Origin of the sequence: [Muricauda] lutisoli (nom. illeg.) (assembly GCF_017313105.1) — a bacterium.
Lineage (GTDB): Bacteria > Bacteroidota > Bacteroidia > Flavobacteriales > Flavobacteriaceae > Flagellimonas > Flagellimonas lutisoli.
This window is the reverse complement of the sequence record NZ_JAFLND010000001.1, coordinates 457,842-476,135: the sequence shown is the minus strand read 5'-3', so window position 1 is coordinate 476,135 and position 18,294 is coordinate 457,842. Positions and strand designations below refer to the sequence as shown.

At 41.3% G+C, this 18,294-nt stretch carries 16 protein-coding genes and 1 other RNA gene; 12 read left to right on the top strand and 5 right to left on the bottom strand.

Going from position 1 to position 18,294, the window contains the following annotated elements:
• The first annotated feature begins 5 nt into the window (after positions 1 to 5).
• The 11 genes from J0X13_RS02325 (at position 6) to J0X13_RS02275 (ending at position 13,879) form a co-directional block, all read left to right on the top strand.
• Complete coding sequence (locus J0X13_RS02325; RefSeq protein ID WP_207069867.1) at positions 6 to 1,274, top strand: adenylosuccinate synthase; 1,269 nt, start codon at positions 6 to 8, stop codon at positions 1,272 to 1,274.
• Between the two features lie 98 nt (positions 1,275 to 1,372).
• A complete protein-coding gene (locus tag J0X13_RS02320; RefSeq protein WP_207069866.1) occupies positions 1,373 to 3,487 on the top strand; it encodes a glycoside hydrolase family 97 protein in 2,115 nt (704 codons plus the stop codon).
• Positions 3,488 to 3,569: 82 nt separating this feature from the next.
• Entirely contained in the window at positions 3,570 to 4,049 is a 480-nt protein-coding gene (locus J0X13_RS02315) for a Dps family protein (RefSeq protein ID WP_207069865.1), read from the top strand.
• Between the two features lie 5 nt (positions 4,050 to 4,054).
• Entirely contained in the window at positions 4,055 to 4,495 is a 441-nt protein-coding gene (locus J0X13_RS02310) for a DinB family protein (protein ID WP_207069864.1), read from the top strand.
• 93 nt (positions 4,496 to 4,588) lie between these two features.
• The gene (locus J0X13_RS02305; protein ID WP_207069863.1) at positions 4,589 to 6,292 is read left to right on the top strand and encodes an OstA-like protein; all 1,704 of its coding nucleotides are present in this window, start codon (positions 4,589 to 4,591) and stop codon (positions 6,290 to 6,292) included.
• Entirely contained in the window at positions 6,292 to 7,488 is a 1,197-nt protein-coding gene (locus J0X13_RS02300; RefSeq protein WP_207069862.1) for an aspartate aminotransferase family protein, read from the top strand. Before J0X13_RS02305 ends, J0X13_RS02300 begins: the two co-directional genes overlap by 1 nt.
• Before the next feature lie 86 nt (positions 7,489 to 7,574).
• Positions 7,575 to 8,975 carry a tetratricopeptide repeat protein gene (locus J0X13_RS02295; protein WP_207069861.1) on the top strand — a complete coding sequence of 467 codons (1,401 nt, stop codon included), beginning with the start codon at positions 7,575 to 7,577 and terminating at the stop codon, positions 8,973 to 8,975.
• Between the two features lie 21 nt (positions 8,976 to 8,996).
• Entirely contained in the window at positions 8,997 to 9,914 is a 918-nt protein-coding gene (locus tag J0X13_RS02290; protein WP_207069860.1) for a polyprenyl-phosphate transporter, read from the top strand.
• Between the two features lie 18 nt (positions 9,915 to 9,932).
• Positions 9,933 to 10,973: a DUF368 domain-containing protein gene (locus J0X13_RS02285; protein ID WP_207069859.1), complete on the top strand. Its 1,041-nt coding sequence runs from the start codon at positions 9,933 to 9,935 to the stop codon at positions 10,971 to 10,973.
• Positions 10,948 to 11,679 (top strand): shikimate dehydrogenase family protein, encoded by a 732-nt coding sequence (locus J0X13_RS02280; RefSeq protein WP_207069858.1) that lies wholly within the window; start codon positions 10,948 to 10,950, stop codon positions 11,677 to 11,679. The genes J0X13_RS02285 and J0X13_RS02280 overlap by 26 nt, the downstream gene beginning before the upstream one ends.
• A gap of 142 nt (positions 11,680 to 11,821) precedes the next feature.
• A complete protein-coding gene (locus J0X13_RS02275) occupies positions 11,822 to 13,879 on the top strand; it encodes a DUF349 domain-containing protein (protein WP_207069857.1) in 2,058 nt (685 codons plus the stop codon).
• 46 nt (positions 13,880 to 13,925) lie between these two features.
• Here the strand turns inward: J0X13_RS02275 and J0X13_RS02270 are convergent, their stop codons facing one another.
• Positions 13,926 to 14,348, bottom strand: a complete 423-nt coding sequence (locus J0X13_RS02270) for a CBS domain-containing protein (RefSeq protein WP_207069856.1) — start codon at positions 14,346 to 14,348, stop codon at positions 13,926 to 13,928.
• A gap of 228 nt (positions 14,349 to 14,576) precedes the next feature.
• Between J0X13_RS02270 and J0X13_RS02265 the strand changes: the two genes are divergently transcribed.
• Complete coding sequence (locus J0X13_RS02265; RefSeq protein WP_207069855.1) at positions 14,577 to 15,821, top strand: DUF7477 domain-containing protein; 1,245 nt, start codon at positions 14,577 to 14,579, stop codon at positions 15,819 to 15,821.
• 7 nt (positions 15,822 to 15,828) lie between these two features.
• Here the strand turns inward: J0X13_RS02265 and rny are convergent, their stop codons facing one another.
• The 4 genes from rny to J0X13_RS02245 form a co-directional block, all read right to left on the bottom strand.
• Positions 15,829 to 17,400, bottom strand: coding sequence for a ribonuclease Y (gene rny / locus J0X13_RS02260; protein WP_207069854.1), 1,572 nt, complete (start codon positions 17,398 to 17,400; stop codon positions 15,829 to 15,831).
• Between the two features lie 52 nt (positions 17,401 to 17,452).
• A non-coding RNA gene (gene ssrS, locus J0X13_RS02255) (6S RNA) lies at positions 17,453 to 17,562 on the bottom strand.
• Positions 17,563 to 17,616: 54 nt separating this feature from the next.
• Positions 17,617 to 17,910 (bottom strand): cell division protein ZapA, encoded by a 294-nt coding sequence (locus tag J0X13_RS02250; protein ID WP_207027540.1) that lies wholly within the window; start codon positions 17,908 to 17,910, stop codon positions 17,617 to 17,619.
• 14 nt (positions 17,911 to 17,924) lie between these two features.
• Positions 17,925 to 18,215, bottom strand: coding sequence for a coiled-coil domain-containing protein (locus tag J0X13_RS02245; protein WP_207069853.1), 291 nt, complete (start codon positions 18,213 to 18,215; stop codon positions 17,925 to 17,927).
• Between the last annotated feature and the right edge of the window lie 79 nt (positions 18,216 to 18,294).

Genomic DNA, 18,294 nt, shown 5'->3' with positions numbered 1-18,294 from the left:
ATTACATGGTAGATTTATTGCTTGGACTCCAATGGGGAGACGAAGGAAAAGGAAAAATTGTTGATGTACTGACCAAGGAATATGATATTATCGCTAGATTTCAAGGAGGTCCAAACGCAGGGCACACCCTGGAATTTGATGGTATAAAGCACGTTCTGCATACCATTCCATCAGGAATATTTCACGAAAATGCCATCAATGTTGTGGGCAATGGAGTTGTGATAGATCCTGTAATCTTCAAGAAGGAATTGGACAACTTGGAGAAGTTCAATATAGATATCGAATCCAAACTTTTCATTTCTAGAAAGGCGCACCTTATTCTACCAACACATCGTTTATTGGATGCCGCTTCAGAAGCTTCAAAAGGAAAGGCCAAAATTGGTTCTACCCTAAAAGGTATCGGACCAACTTATATGGACAAAACCGGCCGTAACGGTATGCGTGTTGGAGATTTGGAGTTTGATGATTGGAAAACAAAATACCGTGCCCTTGCCGATAAGCACGAGGCCATGATCGATTTTTACGATGTGGACATCCAATACAATTTGGATGAATTGGAGGCCGACTTCTGCAAAGGTGTGGAAACCTTGAAAAAATTGACCTTTATTGATAGCGAAGAGTATATTTTTAAGGCACAGGCAGAAGGAAAGAAAATTTTGGCTGAGGGTGCACAAGGATCACTTTTGGATATTGATTTCGGAACCTATCCGTTTGTGACATCTTCCAATACTACAGCCGCTGGTGCCTGTACAGGATTGGGTGTTGCACCTAATAACATCAAGCGCGTGTTAGGGATTTTCAAGGCGTATACCACGCGTGTGGGCAGCGGACCCTTCCCTACAGAACTTTTTGATGAGGATGGTGCTAAAATGGCTAAAATAGGCAACGAATTCGGTGCTACAACAGGTAGACCACGCCGTTGTGGCTGGTTAGACCTTGTAGCCCTAAAATATGCGGTCCAAATTAACGGGGTTACGGAGCTCATGATGATGAAGGCCGATGTTTTGAGCGGTTTTGATACCATTAAAGTTTGTACAGCTTATACATACAAGGGGGAACAAATCAAGCACTTACCTTACAACATTGAGGAAGAATATGTAACCCCCGTATACACCGAGATGAAAGGGTGGTCCGAGGATCTTACAAAACTGACTAAAGCGGAAGATTTACCTAGGACCCTGAACGACTATATTGCATTCTTGGAAAAGCAGTTGAACGTACCCATTAAAATAGTATCCGTAGGTCCCGATAGGCTACAAACTATTCATAGATAAGCCTCGGTTTTTGTTCATTTTTCAGTAACTTATAGGTCCAATTGTCCAATCACGGACAATTAATTGCCTACATGTTTAATTGATTAAAAATCAATACAATGAACAAAACACTGACCCTGCTATTTTTAATGGCCACCCTTATTTCCTGCACTAAAGAACCCGCAAAGTTATCTGTTGCCTCCCCCAATGGAACCAACGCTATTGATTTTCATCTTTCGGAGGATGGCACACCGTATTATTTGGTGTATCACAAGAACAGAATTGTGATTGATTCCTCTTCCATGAGCTTTGATTTCAAAAATCAAGAATCCTTGAACGGAAATCTGAGCATCCTCAATTCAACAACAAATACGATCAATGAAACTTGGGAAATGCCCTGGGGCGAGCAAAGGGAAGTCGTGAACCATTACAATGAGCTTAAAGTGGAGCTGGAAGAGACCACGGCTCCCAAACGCAAGTTCAATATCTATTTTAGGGCTTATGATGATGGAATCGGTTTCCGTTACGAGTTTTTACCGCAACAAGGGATAGATAGCATAATTATAATGGATGAAAATACGGAGTTCCAATTGACCGAGGATCATACTGCATTTTGGATTCCTGGCGACTGGGATATCTATGAACATCTGTACAACACAACCAAGGTTTCTGAAATTGATGCAATTTCCAAAAGAGACAACGAAGATCTTGCCGCGACCTACATTCCTGAAAATGCAGTGAATACCCCAGTGACCATGCGGGGCGAAGATGGGCTGCACCTCAGCTTTCACGAGGCCAATCTTACCGATTATGCTGGAATGACTCTGAAGGTCGACAACGAATCTTTGCTTTTGACCAGTGAATTGGTAGGTTCCGATAGAACTGGGTACAAAGTAAAACGGGAACTGCCCTTTAAAACACCTTGGCGCAGCATCCAAATTACTGACAAGGCCAGCGACCTTATCGAATCAAAATTGATAGTAAACCTTAATGAGCCCAACAAATTGGGAGATATTAACTGGTTCGAACCAAAAAAATATGTAGGCATCTGGTGGGAAATGCATGTCGGCAAATCTACTTGGGACTATGCTGGTTCCCAGGACATGAACACCTTTACAAACGATTTAAAACCTACGGGCAAACATGGTGCCACCACAGAAAACACCAAACGATATATTGACTTTGCTTCCAAAAACAAGATTTCCGGGGTTTTGGTAGAAGGCTGGAATACGGGATGGGAACATTGGATAGGTTTTGAGGACCGCGAAGGGGTATTCGACTTTGTGACACCCTACCCTGATTATGACCTGGAAGAATTGAACCGATACGCCAAGGAAAAGGGTGTTGAAATCATTATGCACCACGAAACCTCAGCTGCACCAAGAACCTACGAGCAACAACTGGATACGGCTTACCAATTAATGAATCAATTGGGCATCCACTCGGTTAAAACGGGTTATGTGGGTAAGATTATCCCAAAAGGTGAATACCACCACGGACAATGGATGGTAAACCATTACAGGAAAGTATTGGAAACTGGAGCCAAGTACAATGTGGCCATAAACGCCCACGAACCCATTAAAGCAACAGGTATCCGAAGGACCTACCCCAATGCCATAGCCCGAGAAGGGCTTCGTGGACAGGAATTCAATGCCTGGTCGGCCGATGGCGGAAATCCTCCCGAGCACTTGCCCATTGTGGCCTTTACCAGAATGTTGGCAGGCCCTATTGATTTTACCCCGGGAGTTTTTGACATTGAAATCCCGACCAAGGAAAATAACCGCGTTAACACTACGCTGACACAGCAACTCGCACTATACGTCGTTATTTACAGTCCAGTTCAAATGGCTTGCGATCTGCCCGAAAATTATGAAGGGCAAGCTGCATTGCAATTTATCAGGGATGTTGGTGTGGACTGGGAAGAAACCAAAGTATTGAACGGAGAGGTGGGCGACTACGTTACCATAGCCCGAAAAGAAAGGGAAACAGGCAATTGGTTTATTGGCAGCATTACCGATGAAAACGCACGGGAAGTCATGATCGATTTTGATTTTCTGGACGAGGGTGTTTCCTATGATACAGTCATTTATAAAGATGCGGCAGACGCCCATTATGAAAATAATCCTACTGCCATCAGCATTGAGGAAATCGATATCAGCAAAGGTTCATCACTGACCGTTCCATTGGCAGAAGGTGGTGGGTTCGCCATTAGTTTGATGAAGATAAACGATTGATTTTGCAGTGCTTTATGTGACCAATATCACTGTATAAAAGGCGGCCTGAAGTTATCTTTGGATAAAATCAAAATAAGCTGACATGACAAATAAACTGAATCAAATAGGACTGGATAAACAAGCGTCCAGCGACTTGGCCGATAAGTTAAATGAGTTGCTGGCCAACTACCAGATATTCTACATGAATGCCCGTGGATTCCACTGGAACATCAAAGGAGAAAAGTTTTTTGAACTACACGCAAAATTTGAAGAACTTTATAACGATTCATTGATTAAAATCGACGAAATCGCTGAAAGGATTTTAACCTTGGGCTTTACCCCGCTTCATACGTATGGGGATTACACTGAGTTATCCAAAATCAAAGCCGCCAAAAATATATCCAGTGGCCCTGTTGCCGTCCAAGCCATTTTAGACGGATATGAAGTATTACTCCCTTTGGAAAGAGAACTTTTGGAAATGTCCGGGGAATCAAGCGATGAAGGTACCAATGCACTTATGAGTGATTACATCCGCGAACAGGAAAAACTCATTTGGATGTATTCGGCTTATTTGAACCGATAATTTATATGACCAAAAATATTCTTAAGGATTTAATCGCACAGAACAGAAAAACATGTGATTTCACTTTCAACGAGATCACTCAGGAAAACAGCACCCTAAAATTAAACGATGATACCGCTTCGGTCGGATTTATATATCGTCATATTGGGGAAATCATGCACCTGCTCACACAATTTTTCGGCATTCCTACCGAAGTTAAAAACACCACCATGGGCGAAAAGGACACTGGTGAAGTTTACAACAAGGAAGAAAGCCAACAGCTAGTGGAAGACGGATATAAAAAATTGAGTGATCTCGTTGAAGGTCTATCCGAAAAAGAATGGGAAGAAACTATTGAAACCCCATTTTTTGGTTCCATATCCAGAACTAAGTTATTGGGCCATATACTATATCACAATACATATCACTGTGGGCAAATCACCCTTACATTAAAAAGAGGAAAGTAAAAACTAGTTACAATCACTTGAAAGAGAAATCCCAAAGCTTTCTAAACGATATATGCCACTTCCGTTAAAAATCCTACTTTTGGGCAAAATTTCATGAATTTGAAAAGCATTTCATTTTTCATTCTATCCCTTTTTGCTTTTAGCACGTTCGCTCAAGAACAGCAACCTGAGGGTGGTCGACAAATCAACATTGTTTACGGGGCCAACTTTACCAAAGATGAGGCCCAGTTCCCTGGTGCCTCCATTTTTAGCAAAGACGACGAGCGACAGGTGCAGTTTGAGCATCAAGGTGCCGACCTCTGGTGCGACATTGCTATTTTTTATGCTGAGGAAAACCGCTTAAAGGCCATCGGCAACATCCGCCTTCAACAAGGAGATTCGATTGAAATGAACAGTGGCAAAATGGATTATGACGGAAACACCAAACTGGCCAAAGCATGGGAAAAAGTGGATCTGACAAACGGTCAAATGCGATTGACCACTGACACCCTTTATTTTGACAGGGAAAAACAGCAGGCCTACTACAATTCAGGCGGGAAAGTGGTGGACTCAGCCAATGTGCTTACCAGTAAAGTGGGCACCTATTTTATGACCCCAAAAAAGTACCAGTTCCAGCGTAATGTGCACATAGACAATCCCGATTACATTATTGATTCGGAGCAATTGGATTATTACACCACCTCCAAAAATGCTTATATGTACGGTCCTTCTACCATTACGGGAGAGGAATACAAAATATATTGTGAGCGCGGTTTTTACGATACCACTATCGAACAAGGCTACGGCATTAAAAATACCCGAATCGATTACGACAACAAGATTATCGAAGGGGACAGTCTCTATTTTGACAAAGCAAGGGAGTTTGCCTCGGCCACGAACAATATTCAGATTACCGATACCATCAACAATGGGGTGATCAGAGCACATTATGCCGAAGTGCACAAGGCCAAAGATTCTGTTTTTGCCACCAAAAGGGCAGTCTCCATAAGTTTGGTGCAAAAGGATTCACTCTACATGCACGGCGACACCTTGATGGTAACAGGAAAAGAAGAAGAACGAATCTTAAGAGCATTTAGAAATGCCAAATTCTACAAAACCGATTTGAGCGGCAAATGCGATTCCATTCATTTTGAGGAAAAAACTGGTATTACCCAGTTGATTACCGATCCCATTTTATGGAATGTGGATAATCAGATTACAGGGGATAGCATTCATTTGATATCAGATTTGGAAACCGATAAACTGGATTCCCTAAAAGTGATAGAGAATGCCTTTATCATTTCCTTGGATACGATAAGCGGTACTGGATATAATCAAGCCAAAGGAAAAAACCTCTTTGGCAAGTTTATAGAAAATGAATTGAAAATTATTGACCTCGTCCAGAATACCGAGGTTATTTACTATGTCTATAATGATGATGAGGAACTTGTAGGTATCGATAAAACCATTTGTAGTAAGATCAGATTACTTATGGCAGATAGTGACATAGAGGATATTACATTTTTTGTGAATCCTGATGGAGATATTTTCCCCGAGACAGATTTACCCGTACAGAGCCGAAAATTAAAAGGCTTTGTATGGCGCGGCGATGAACGAATCAGGTCCAAAGAAGAAATTTTTGACGAAGACGACAATACTATTGAATTGGTCAAAATTCGGGGCATAGACAATCCTATTGATATTGATGCCGAGGAAAACGAACGGCAGAACAATCAGAATGACCCCATAAACGCCCCAAATACCAAGGCGGTTAAACCCAAAAAGCCCGTTCTTAAAAAGAAAGCGCAAAGCCTATAATGTCCAAAAAAGATTTTTTTACATACCAAGCCCAAACTTCCCAGCACCCATTGGCCTTGGAAGTTTCCCATGCAAATGGGAGCTACGTCTACGACCAAGATGGGAATGCCCATTTGGATTTTGTGGCAGGCGTATCGGCTTGTAGTTTGGGGCATTGTCATCCCAAAGTAGTGAAGGCCATCAAAAACCAGGTAGATCAATACATGCATGTAATGGTCTATGGTGAGTATGTACAAAAGCCTGCCGTGGAATTCTCCAAACTTTTGGCCTCGCATCTTCCCGATAATTTGAACACCACCTATTTGGTCAATTCGGGAACAGAAGCCATGGAAGGTGCCATAAAATTGGCCCGCAGACATACAGGTCGCTCACAAGTGATCGCCGCCAAAAATGCTTATCACGGGAACACCATGGGCAGTTTGAGCCTTATGGGACTGGAAGAGCGCAAAAGTGCATTCCGACCATTAATCCCGGATATTCGTTCCATTCAGTTCAATGCGGAAGAAGAAATCAAAAACATTACCAAGAAAACAGCTGCCGTAGTGCTGGAAACCATTCAAGGGGGTGCTGGATTTATCGTACCCGAAAACGGTTATTTGGAAAAAGTACGAAAGCGTTGCGACGAAGTGGGTGCCCTGCTGATATTGGATGAAATACAACCTGGCTTTGGACGCACGGGTAGATTGTTCGCTTTTGAACACTTTAATTGTGTCCCGGACATTCTGGTCATTGGAAAAGGTATGGCATCAGGTTTGCCTGTGGGAGCCTTTGTGGCATCGCACGAGCTTATGGCCGATTTAAAGGAGAAACCAAAATTTGGCCACATTACCACCTTTGGAGGGAATCCCGTGATTGCAGCGGCAAGTTTAGCGACTCTGAAAGAAATCACAGAAACAGACCTTATTCCACAAACCTTGGAAAAGGAAAAACTGTTCCGAAAATTATTGCAACATTCATTGATAAAAGAAATACGGGGCAAAGGATTAATGCTCGCACCGATTATGGAGAGCAAAGAAGTGGCCGATTATTTGGTCCTGGAAGCCGCAAAAAAAGGACTTATTCTTTTCTGGCTGTTATTTGAGCCAAAAGCAGTGAGAATATCGCCTCCATTAACAATTTCCATGAAAGAAATAGAGGAAGGATGCGACCAAATACTCAGCATTTTGGACAGCTACAAATCCGATACTGTTAACTAATTTGTTGATAACATACCCCTAAATTGGACTTTAAGAGCACCTCAAAAGGTTAATTTTAAGTCCATAGTTCAACCAAAAACGTTCCTATGGCGTTAGAATCTAACGAATATCCTGACAAATCCATAAACAAATTTGAGTCCATGCTCAAGACGGATGACGTCTATTTCTTTGATGCGGAGGACTTTGAGGAAATCATTCACCATTACCTGAATAACGGTAAAATCTCCCTGGGCAAAAAAGCCATTCAAATTGGTCTGGAGCAACACCCCAATTCAATGGAACTTAAATTGTTACAGGTAGAAGTATTGGCGTTTGAAGACAAATTTGAGGCTGCGGAAACGCTTCTGGACGAAATTCAGACCATAAACGCGGCCAATGAAGAAGTATTTATCCAACGGGCGAACATAAGATCCAAACAGGACAAACACCAGGAGGCTGTAAACCTATTGTTGGAAGCATTGGACATTGCCGACCACTCCTTCGACATCCACTCCCTATTGGGAATGGAGTACCTTTTTATGGATGACTACGAGCAGGCCAAGCTCAGTTTTATGCGTTGTGTAGAAATTGATGATAGGGACTATTCATCGCTCTACAACGTGGTATACTGCTTTGAATTTTTAGAGGATTTTGACGGAAGCATTTATTACCTGAACGATTATTTGGACCGAAACCCCTATTGCGAAGTAGCGTGGCACCAATTGGGAAAAATGTATTTGGCCAAGAACCTTTACTTGGAAGCGTTGACCGCTTTTGATTTTGCCGTAATCTCCGATGATTCCTTTATCGGGGCCTATTTTGAAAAAGGCAAAGTTCTGGAGAAATTGGGAAGGTACAATGAAGCCATCGAAAATTATGAATCCACCATATCCATTGAAGACCCTACCTCGCATGCTTTTCTTAGACTTGGCAAATGTCATGAAAAACTGGGAAACTTTGATTTGGCAAAATATTATTACTACCACACAGTTCACGAAGACCCTTTGTTGGACAAGGGTTGGTTGGCCATAACCGATTTCCATTTTGGGCAGAAAAATTATGAAAAAGCCCTACATTACATCAACAAGGCCATAAATATTGATGGGGAAAACCCTAAATACTGGAAAAAAGCCGCCAAGATTTATTTCGCCTTGAACAATTATGATGAAGCTGATTTTGCTTACAAACAAACCGTGGACCTGGGTAATTACGAATTGGGCACCTGGAAAAATTGGGCCGAAGTGCTGAATAAGATTGGCGATTACAACTCTGCCATTCAGGTTTTGATCCAAGGATTGGAATTTTACCCCGATAATTCGGAACTGACCTATAAATTAGCTGGCATTCATTTAAAAAATAACGATTTGGACGAAGCAAAAACCATCTTATCCAAGGCCATGAAAGTGGATATTGGTAAATTGCGGCAGTTTGAAAAAGAATTCCCAGAATTCATTGAAGTAGATTGGGTGAAAGCGCTGGTTTCAAAAATCAGAAAAACAGCCAAGTAGCCAACAGATTATTCCATATTCATGCAAGCACGTCGTTTACTGGACTACGTATTCGTTACCCTTAAAGGTATGGCCATGGGAGCCGCCGATGTAGTACCAGGAGTTTCCGGAGGAACCATTGCCTTTATTTCGGGCATTTATGAAGAACTTATCACCTCCATCAACAGTATAGATTTTTCCTTGGTTAAAATTTTAAGGAAAGATGGCATCAAATCCGTTTGGAACAAAGTGAACGGCAACTTTTTGTTGGCCCTTTTCCTTGGAATCATTGTTAGCGTGCTTTCTCTGGCAAAATTTCTGAGTTGGTTATTGGAAAACGAACCTGTTTTGCTATGGTCCTTTTTCTTTGGATTGGTTCTCGCCAGTATCTTTTTTGTAGGAAAAGAGATCACCAAATGGACTTTGGGAACAGCAGCGGTCTTGGTATTCGGTGCCGCTTTGGCATTTTTTATCACCGAACTGCCCGCCAATGATAATGTAGACAGCTTGCCTTATCTGTTTCTCTCGGGTGCCCTTGCGATTTGCGCAATGATTCTTCCAGGAATATCGGGAGCTTTTATCCTTGTATTGTTGGGTTCCTATAAGACAATTTTGGATGCTGTTCACGAAAGGGATATTAAAATCATTCTAACGGTAGGTGTTGGTGCTATTTTCGGACTCCTGAGCTTTGCTCGCCTGCTCAAATGGATGTTCAACCACTACAAAAACATCACTTTGGCACTATTGACCGGGTTCATTCTTGGCTCTTTGAACAAAATTTGGCCTTGGAAAAAAGTTTTGGAAACCAAAACCTTTGGCGAAAAAACCGTAGTTGTAGACGATATGAACGTGCTGCCCGGTGCTTTTGAGGGAGATGGTAAATTAATGCTTGCCATAGTATTAGCCATCCTAGGTTTTTCACTTATTTTTATCCTGGAAAGAGTAGCTTCCAAAAAATAAGGAAAACCATAAGGTCTCATGCCACAACAACCTAGAACATTTCTGGATAATTTCTTCTTGGTCATAAAAGGCTTATGCATGGGAGCTGCCAACAAAGTTCCTGGAGTTTCGGGGGGTATTGTTGCTTTTGTGGCCGGTTTTTATGAAGAATTCATCTATTCCCTTCAAAAACTGAATTCCAAAGCCTTGAAACTCCTGTTCAACGGCAGGTTCAAAAGTTTTTTTCAATACATCAATGCCAAATTCCTAGGTCTTTTGATTTTCGGGATGTTGGTGAGCTACTTTAGCGTTTCCCGCATTCTGGACTATTTTTTAGACCACAACGAACTTTTTGTTTGGGCCACATTTTTTGGAATGGTCATAGGCTCCATCTATCACATAGGAAAGGATTTTTCCCCTTGGGATCAACGAACCATTCCAGCGGGAATCATAGGGTTGGTTATAGGAATATCCATTAGTTTTTTAAATCCCGCCAAAGAAAACGACAACTTGTTATTCATCTTTTTCTGTGGCATCATAAGTGTTTCCGGGATGACGCTTCCCGGGCTTTCAGGTTCGTTCATATTAATCTTATTGGGCAATTACGTGCTGCTTTTGGTAGATTCCGTTAATGCCCTTTATGATACAATTTCAGAGATTTTCTCTGGGGATTTTAGTTTCTGGAAGAATAAAGAGCGCATACAAATCCTTGAAATTCTGGGAGTTTTCACTTTAGGTTCGGTAACAGGTCTGGTCACTTTCTCACATTTACTGAGTTATGTTTTAAAACATTTTAAAGCTATAACAACGGCAGTATTGTTAGGATTCATAACAGGATCATTGGGCGTGCTGTGGCCATGGAAAAGAACCATTTTTAAGTTGGATGGGGCCGGCAACACTTTGTTGGATTCCAATGGGGATAAAATCATCCTCAACTACGAACGCCGCTTACCACATTTGGCAGAAGCAGAAACCTGGTGGGCCATACTTTTTATTTTAATGGGGATTTTGGTATTATTGATTTTGGATTGGTATGGCAACAACAGACAAAAAAATGAAAAGGTTCGGACTTCTAGGTAGAAACATTTCTTATTCTTTTTCGCAGGGGTATTTCACTCAGAAATTCAACAAACTGGGCCTGGAGGATTACAGCTATGAAAATTTTGATATCCAACAGATCGATGAAGTCAAAAGCATACTGTCCGACAATAGCTTAAAAGGCCTGAACGTAACTATTCCCTACAAACAGGATATTATTCCCTATTTGGATGAATTAGATTCAAAAGCTGCCAAAATTGGAGCTGTAAATACCATTGAATTTTCAAAAAATGGATTGAAAGGTTATAATACAGACGCCTATGGTTTTCAAAAATCGCTGGAACCTTTTTTAAAACCACATCACACCAAGGCTTTGGTTTTGGGAACGGGAGGTGCCTCCAAAGCAGTCCGTTTTGTTCTTGACGAACTAGGAATTACAAGCACCTATGTTTCGCGCAACAAAAAAGAAGGACAGTACACTTACGGAGAACTGGACGAAAACATTATTAAGGAAAACACCCTGATCATTAACTGTACCCCCTTGGGAACTTTCCCTAATATTGAAGAAAAACCTACATTACCTTACCAGCATATTGGACCTGAGCATTTGTTATACGATTTGATCTACAATCCTGAAAAAACCCGTTTTCTAGCCATGGGGGAAGCCAATGGGGCTACCATATGCAACGGGTTAAAAATGTTGGAACAACAAGCTGAAAAAGCTTGGGAAATTTGGAACAAAGGCTAAAACCAGCTATCTACATAAGGATTCAGCCATTCCGTACAAGCTTTACATGGTGCAAAAGAAGAATCAATACTTTTGCTATTAGACAATTTAGTTGTTAAATTGGCTATAACTTTCATCAATCAAGTAGGTAAATAAGCAAATAATGCAGGAAAACGATCGTAAACTTCAGCAAGCTGAAGGTGGCACAGAGGAAACAACAGAGAACAAAAAAGCTAATTTGGAGGAGACCACAAAGGCCGAACCAAAAGTAGCCGAAGAAACTGTATCAGAAACCGATGGTTCAAAAGAACCCGAAGAGGAAACCGTTTCCGAAACCAAGAGCGAGCAAAAAACTGCAGAAAAGGACGATTCCAATGAGCATTTGGATGAAATAGATGAATCCAATGCCGAAGACGCTGAGGATAGTGAAAACGAAAAGCGTCATACCATCCCTATGCTGGACTATCATTCCATGTCCATGGAAAACCTTGTTGGCGAATTGCAACGTTTGGTGAAAAATGAGAAAGTACAGGCCATTAACAAGCATGTTAGTGCCATTAAACATGAGTTTGACCAAAAATTTCAGGAGTTCCTCGATGAGAAAAAAGAGGAATTCGTATCCAAAGGTGGTAACGAAATAGATTTTCGATATAATTCGGTCGCCAAAAGGCAATTCAACGAAGTGTATTCCGATTTTCGTGAAAAGAGAGACCAATATTATAAGCAATTAGATCAATCTTTAAAGACCAACCTTCAAAAGAGATTGGATATTATTGAAGAGTTAAAAGGACTTATTGATATCGAGGAGGACATTAACACCACCTACAATAACTTTAAGGACCTCCAGAGCCGTTGGAAAAATGCAGGACCCATTCCACGTGCCAGTTATAACGATGTTTGGCGTACCTACCATCACCACATGGAAATCTTTTACGATTTTCTGCACCTAAACCGCGAATTGCGCGATCTGGATTTTAAACACAATCTGGAAGAAAAGCAAAAATTGGTGGAACGTGCCGAAGCCTTGGTAGACGAACCAGATTTGAACAAGGCCTTTAGGGAACTGCAAACCCTTCACAAGATCTGGAAAGAGGACATAGGCCCTGTGGCCAAGGAACACCGTGAAGAGATCTGGGAAAAATTCAGCAATGCCACCAAGGCCATGCACCAACGTAGGCAGGAACACTTCCAAGAACTGGAAAAGTCCTACGAGAAGAATCTGGAGAAAAAGCAGGAGATTATAGGAAACATTGGTAAAATAGCCGAGAATGTTGCGGACAACCACAGAGGCATCCAACAACAAATAAAAGAAGTAGAGGCCCTTAGGGAAGCTTTCTTCAAGGCGGGCAGGGTTCCCCAAAAAGTAAATGAGGAAACTTGGAGCCATTTTAAGGAAACCGTTCGCAAGTTCAATAGGACCAAGAATGCCTTCTATAAAAACCAAAAGAAAGAGCAGCAGCAAAACCTTGAAAAGAAAAAAGAGCTTTTGGAATTGGCGGTTTCTTTAAAGGATAGCGATGATTGGTCCGAGGTAACCCCTCAAATGAAACGGATTCAGAGCGATTGGAAAAAAATTGGCCATGTCCCAAGAAAATATTCCGATAAAATCTGGAAAGAGTTCAAAGATGCCTGTAACCATTATTTTGATAGATTACATGCTGAAAAGAACGAAGCCCATAAAGAAGAATTTGAAAACTTTAAAAAGAAGAGCGAATGCTTGGATCGTTTAAAGGAATTTCAACTTAGTGGCGACAAGAAAAAGGATATTGAAGACATTAAGGCCTTTTTGGCGGAATGGAAAAAATATGGCCGTATTCCCTATAATAAAAAGCACATCAACAGTAAGTTCAACAAAATTGTGGATGCCTTATTCAAAAAGTTGGGGGTTGGCAAGCAACAGTCCGAGTTGCTCAAGTATGGAAACAAAGTTCAGGAACTTGCGAAAACAGAAGACAACTACGCCATTGGAAACGAACGTGTGTTTGTTAAGCGTAAAATTGATGATGTAAAGTCGGAAATCCGTCAATTGGAGAACAATCTTCAGTTTTTCTCGGACGACTCCGAAGACAATCCTTTGGTAAAAGAGGTCATCAACAAATTGGACAAACAAAAAGAAGCGCTTCAAACCTGGAAAGAAAAGATGAAGAAGCTCAATATTCTGGAGCACAAGCTCAACAAGGAAACAGAAGATGACGAAGAAAATGGCAATGAGGAAGAATAAGGTTTAAACCTAATGTTCCCTATGCCATCTTTTCCGATATTTTTTTTTAGAAAATACTTTTCAAAAAGTACCTTATCAAGTCCGTAGTGGTTACAATACCTTTGAGTTTACCATCGTCAACAATGGGCAAAGCATGAAATTCCCGTTTCGATAAAATTTCGGCGACCTCTTTAATGGTCGTATCGGAAGTTACACTAACAACATCGTGTACCATTACTTGGGGAATCGTAAACATATTGTAGACAATTGTGTCCACATATTCCTCATTCTCATCTATGGCGTCGGCAAAACTAATCCGAAGTAAGTCGGTATAACTCAACATCCCCTTGATTTTATTTCCCTCGACAACGGGTATATGTCTAATATGATGTTTTTTAAATAGTCTCTCTGCAGTCACCAATTCATCAGACAGGCCTAAAGTGACCAAGTTTTTGGTCATTATTTTTGAAACGGGCACACCATTTTTCATCGCTCAGGTACTTTAACAATTCGCTGAATGAAGTTACCGTGATCCTTTTTGGAAAAGTATGATAATTGTCAGTTGGCCATTAGATTAAAAGGCAACAAAACGTTCAATGCTTCACGAAAAACTGGCATTTACGTGCTTTATTTGGCAATACACCTATTTTTTTGGTGTTTTTTTCAATTTAGTAGCACTTTTAAATATTTATTCAACAAACCAATCCTACCACCAATCATGAAAAACATTATTGTTCTCCTACTGATTTTCCTATCCTCGATTTCCGGATTTTCACAAGACTATTACGAGACCAGTTGGGTCAGCGGTGAAGTAAAATATACTGCCCTTGTTATTTTTTATGGTGAAAATGAAGCGTTAGTGCGCGTAAAATATTATGCCAATGGGGCAGACAAATTGGCCAGTTATACATGTGAGTATAAAAACTTCACTAAATCAGATGGCACCACCGATAGGTATTTGGATGGATTCGGTGCACAAATAGTTAGGGGGCCTTCCAATAGTAGCTACAGTGCAGACAATTTTTATATTAAAGAAAACGGGGCTTCATACCAAGCATATACAGCGGACGACAATGCTTTTGGCGGAGGTGATTTCACACAAAGCATGAAACCCATGCTCTACTGGGTCAAATTAAATCCAGAAGCGCTAACAAAAGGGTATATGGACGACTATTTTGAAGAGGACGAAGAGCTTTTCCAATTATTGGTCTATTTGAACAAGGGTGAAATATCTTTTCCAGTAGAAACCAATGCGGTCACAGTACTAGCCAATGGGATGGATGGGGAATCGGTATGGGCCGCGGTTATGGACAGCAATAGTAAAACATCTTATTCGGAACAAAAAATAATTGAATCTACATCCTTCCCTAGCGAATGGATAAAAGCACAATGGGGAGAAGGCTTTTACATTACCACTTTTGATTACGATGAAAGTAAGAACAAATTTGCGGTGTTAATGAGCAAAGGGTATGGCTTGGGACCGCAATCCTGGAGAAGGTCCAGTACATTCCCAAAAGATTGGGTCAATGAAAAATGGGACGATGGCTATAGCATAACTGCAATGATGAACGGTAACGGCAATTGGTATTTGACAATGAGCAAAAACACGGGGATTCAAACCCAAAGATGGAAGACAAGTTACGACATACCCAGGGACTGGATCATTGATAATTGGAACGAAAGCTATTCAATTACCTCTGCAACCCACGGCAATGGGCTTTGGGCCTTAACCATGAGCAAAGGTTCCAAACTTGGCTCTCAATCGTGGAAAACCGAAACTACCTATCCGTTCGAATGGATTAAAGAACGTGCCGATAAGGGGTATTCAATTACCACAATAACCTATGGAGATGGTATGTGGCTTGTTGTTATGTCAAAAAATGCAACCAATACCACAAACCGATCTGGTTCTCAATATCAAGACATTCCCATCAATTGGATTTTGAACAATACCAGAAATTAGAACGCTGCTATTTGGCTACGTTTACAGACCTGGTTTCCCTGATTACGGTAACTTTCACCTGACCAGGGTAGGTCATATCGGTCTGTATTTTTTGTGAGATTTCAAAAGAAAGTTCGGCCGCTTTATCGTCGTTCACCTTCTCACTCTCCACAATTACACGCAGTTCCCTACCTGCTTGAATAGCGTATGCTTTTTGCACTCCATTAAAACCAAATGCGATATCCTCCAAATCCTTCAAACGTTGAATGTACGAATCCAGCACTTGTCTTCTTGCTCCTGGTCTAGCTCCACTGATCGCATCACACACCTGTACTATGGGAGAGATCAAGGTGGTCATTTCAATTTCATCGTGGTGAGCACCGATAGCATTGCACACTTCTTCCTTTTCACCATACTTCTGGGCCCATTGCATACCTAAAATGGCGTGGGGTGTTTCCACTTCCACTTCGGCCATAGGAACTTTTCCAATATCGTGTAACAATCCAGCACGTTTGGCAATTTTTGGATTAAGACCCAATTCGGCAGCCATTACACCACAAAGTTTTGCAACCTCTCTAGAGTGCTGCAATAGATTTTGCCCGTAAGAGGATCTATATTTCATTCTACCAACCGCTTTGATCAGCTCAGGGTGCAATCCATGTATGCCCAAATCGATCACGGTACGCTTTCCTATCTCTGCAATTTCTTCATTGATTTGTTTTTCGGTCTTTTTCACCACCTCTTCAATACGTGCAGGGTGAATTCGACCATCGGTAACCAATCGGTGCAAAGACAATCGGGCCACTTCTCTCCTAACGGAATCAAAACAGGACAGAATAATAGCTTCCGGTGTATCATCCACAATGATCTCTACACCGGTGGCGGATTCAAGGGCTCGTATGTTTCTACCCTCACGCCCAATGATTCGTCCCTTTACATCGTCGGATTCCAGATTAAATACGGAAACACAATTTTCCACAGCTTCCTCGGTTCCGATACGCTGTATGGTGTTGACCACAATTTTTCGGGCCTCTTGTTGTGCGGTAAGTTTTGCTTCCTCCAAAGTATTTTGAAGGTAAGCCATGGCATCACTTTTGGCCGTCTCTTTTAAAGACTCGAGCAATTGTGCCTTGGCGTCCTCGGCAGAAAGCCCGGATATCACCTCCAACTGTTGTACTTGGCTTTTGTGAAGTTTCTCTACTTCGGATTGCTTTTTATCCAGTATGTCGCTTTTGTAAGCAACCTCTTTAATTCTTTCCTGAAGTTGATCGTTCAGCTTTTTGTTCTTGGCGAGCTCGCTGCTCACTTGGGACTCTTTATCTCTTGTCCTCTTCTCGGCTTCACCGATTTTTTTGTCTTTATTGATAATGACTTTCTCATGCTCGGCCTTCAACTCCAAAAACTTCTCCTTGGCCTGAAAAATCTTATCTTTTTTTATACTCTCACCTTCCTTCTTGGCTTCTTTAATAATGTCGGCCGCTTCCTTCTTCGCATTGGCAATGGTTTTGGATGCCTTGCCCTTCTCCATCATCTTGGCAATTGCAAATCCGATCGCCAACCCTACAACAGCTGCTACGGCTATTAATATAATATTATCCATGTTTGCTTGTGTTTAGTTAAAAAAAAAGCCCACATTGGGCGAAGTTTTGTACAAACTCCTAAATACAGGTTTAGGGCTAACAGACTGATCAAGGATCCCTATACATGTAGGGCCTGCTTTTACAGCCTAAACTCACCCTTTCTAATTATAATAGTGTTGAGTTTGTCAAAAATTAATTACCAATGTGGGCAGTAACAATATTTTATTTATAAGAACTTATTCCCCCAATTTGGAATGTACCAATTCGTCCAATGCTCTAAGGCGTTGCATTGCGGCCTCTGCATTTTCCGAACGATCTATTCCTCCTTGCTCAATTTTGGATGCAAATTGCAAGGCACACATGGCCAGTACATCTTGCTTGTCCCGAACGGCATAGTTTTGCTCAAACTTTTTAACCAAATTTTCTATGTTTTTGGCCGCTTTTCGCAACCCTTCCTCTTGCTTTGGGTCAATCGTTAAAGGATACACCCTATCAGCAATGGAAAGCTTTATTTTGAGCTTCTCGTCCATAATCTCGGTACCAGTTAATCCGCCAACTTGGCTATGCAAACATCAAGTTCGCGAATCAATGTATTTATTTTGAGCTTAGCTTCTGTTTTACTTGTATTACTACCCAGCATCGTGTTTGCCATTTTAAGGGAGTCATATTTCTCCTCCCATTCCTTTAGAGCATTCTCCTTGAGTTCGTTTTTCTCTTCCAGATGTTTCAATTCCTGTTTTAATTTGGCATTGACCTGGTGCAACAGCTCCATTTTGTGCAGCAGTTTGCTCACCTTGTTCTCCAAAGAATCCACAATCTCAACAAGTTCGCTCATATTTGCAAACAACAATACGTACTACACAAAGTTAACCAACCTGATAAAACCTCGCAATACTTTTAGGATTTATTCTTAA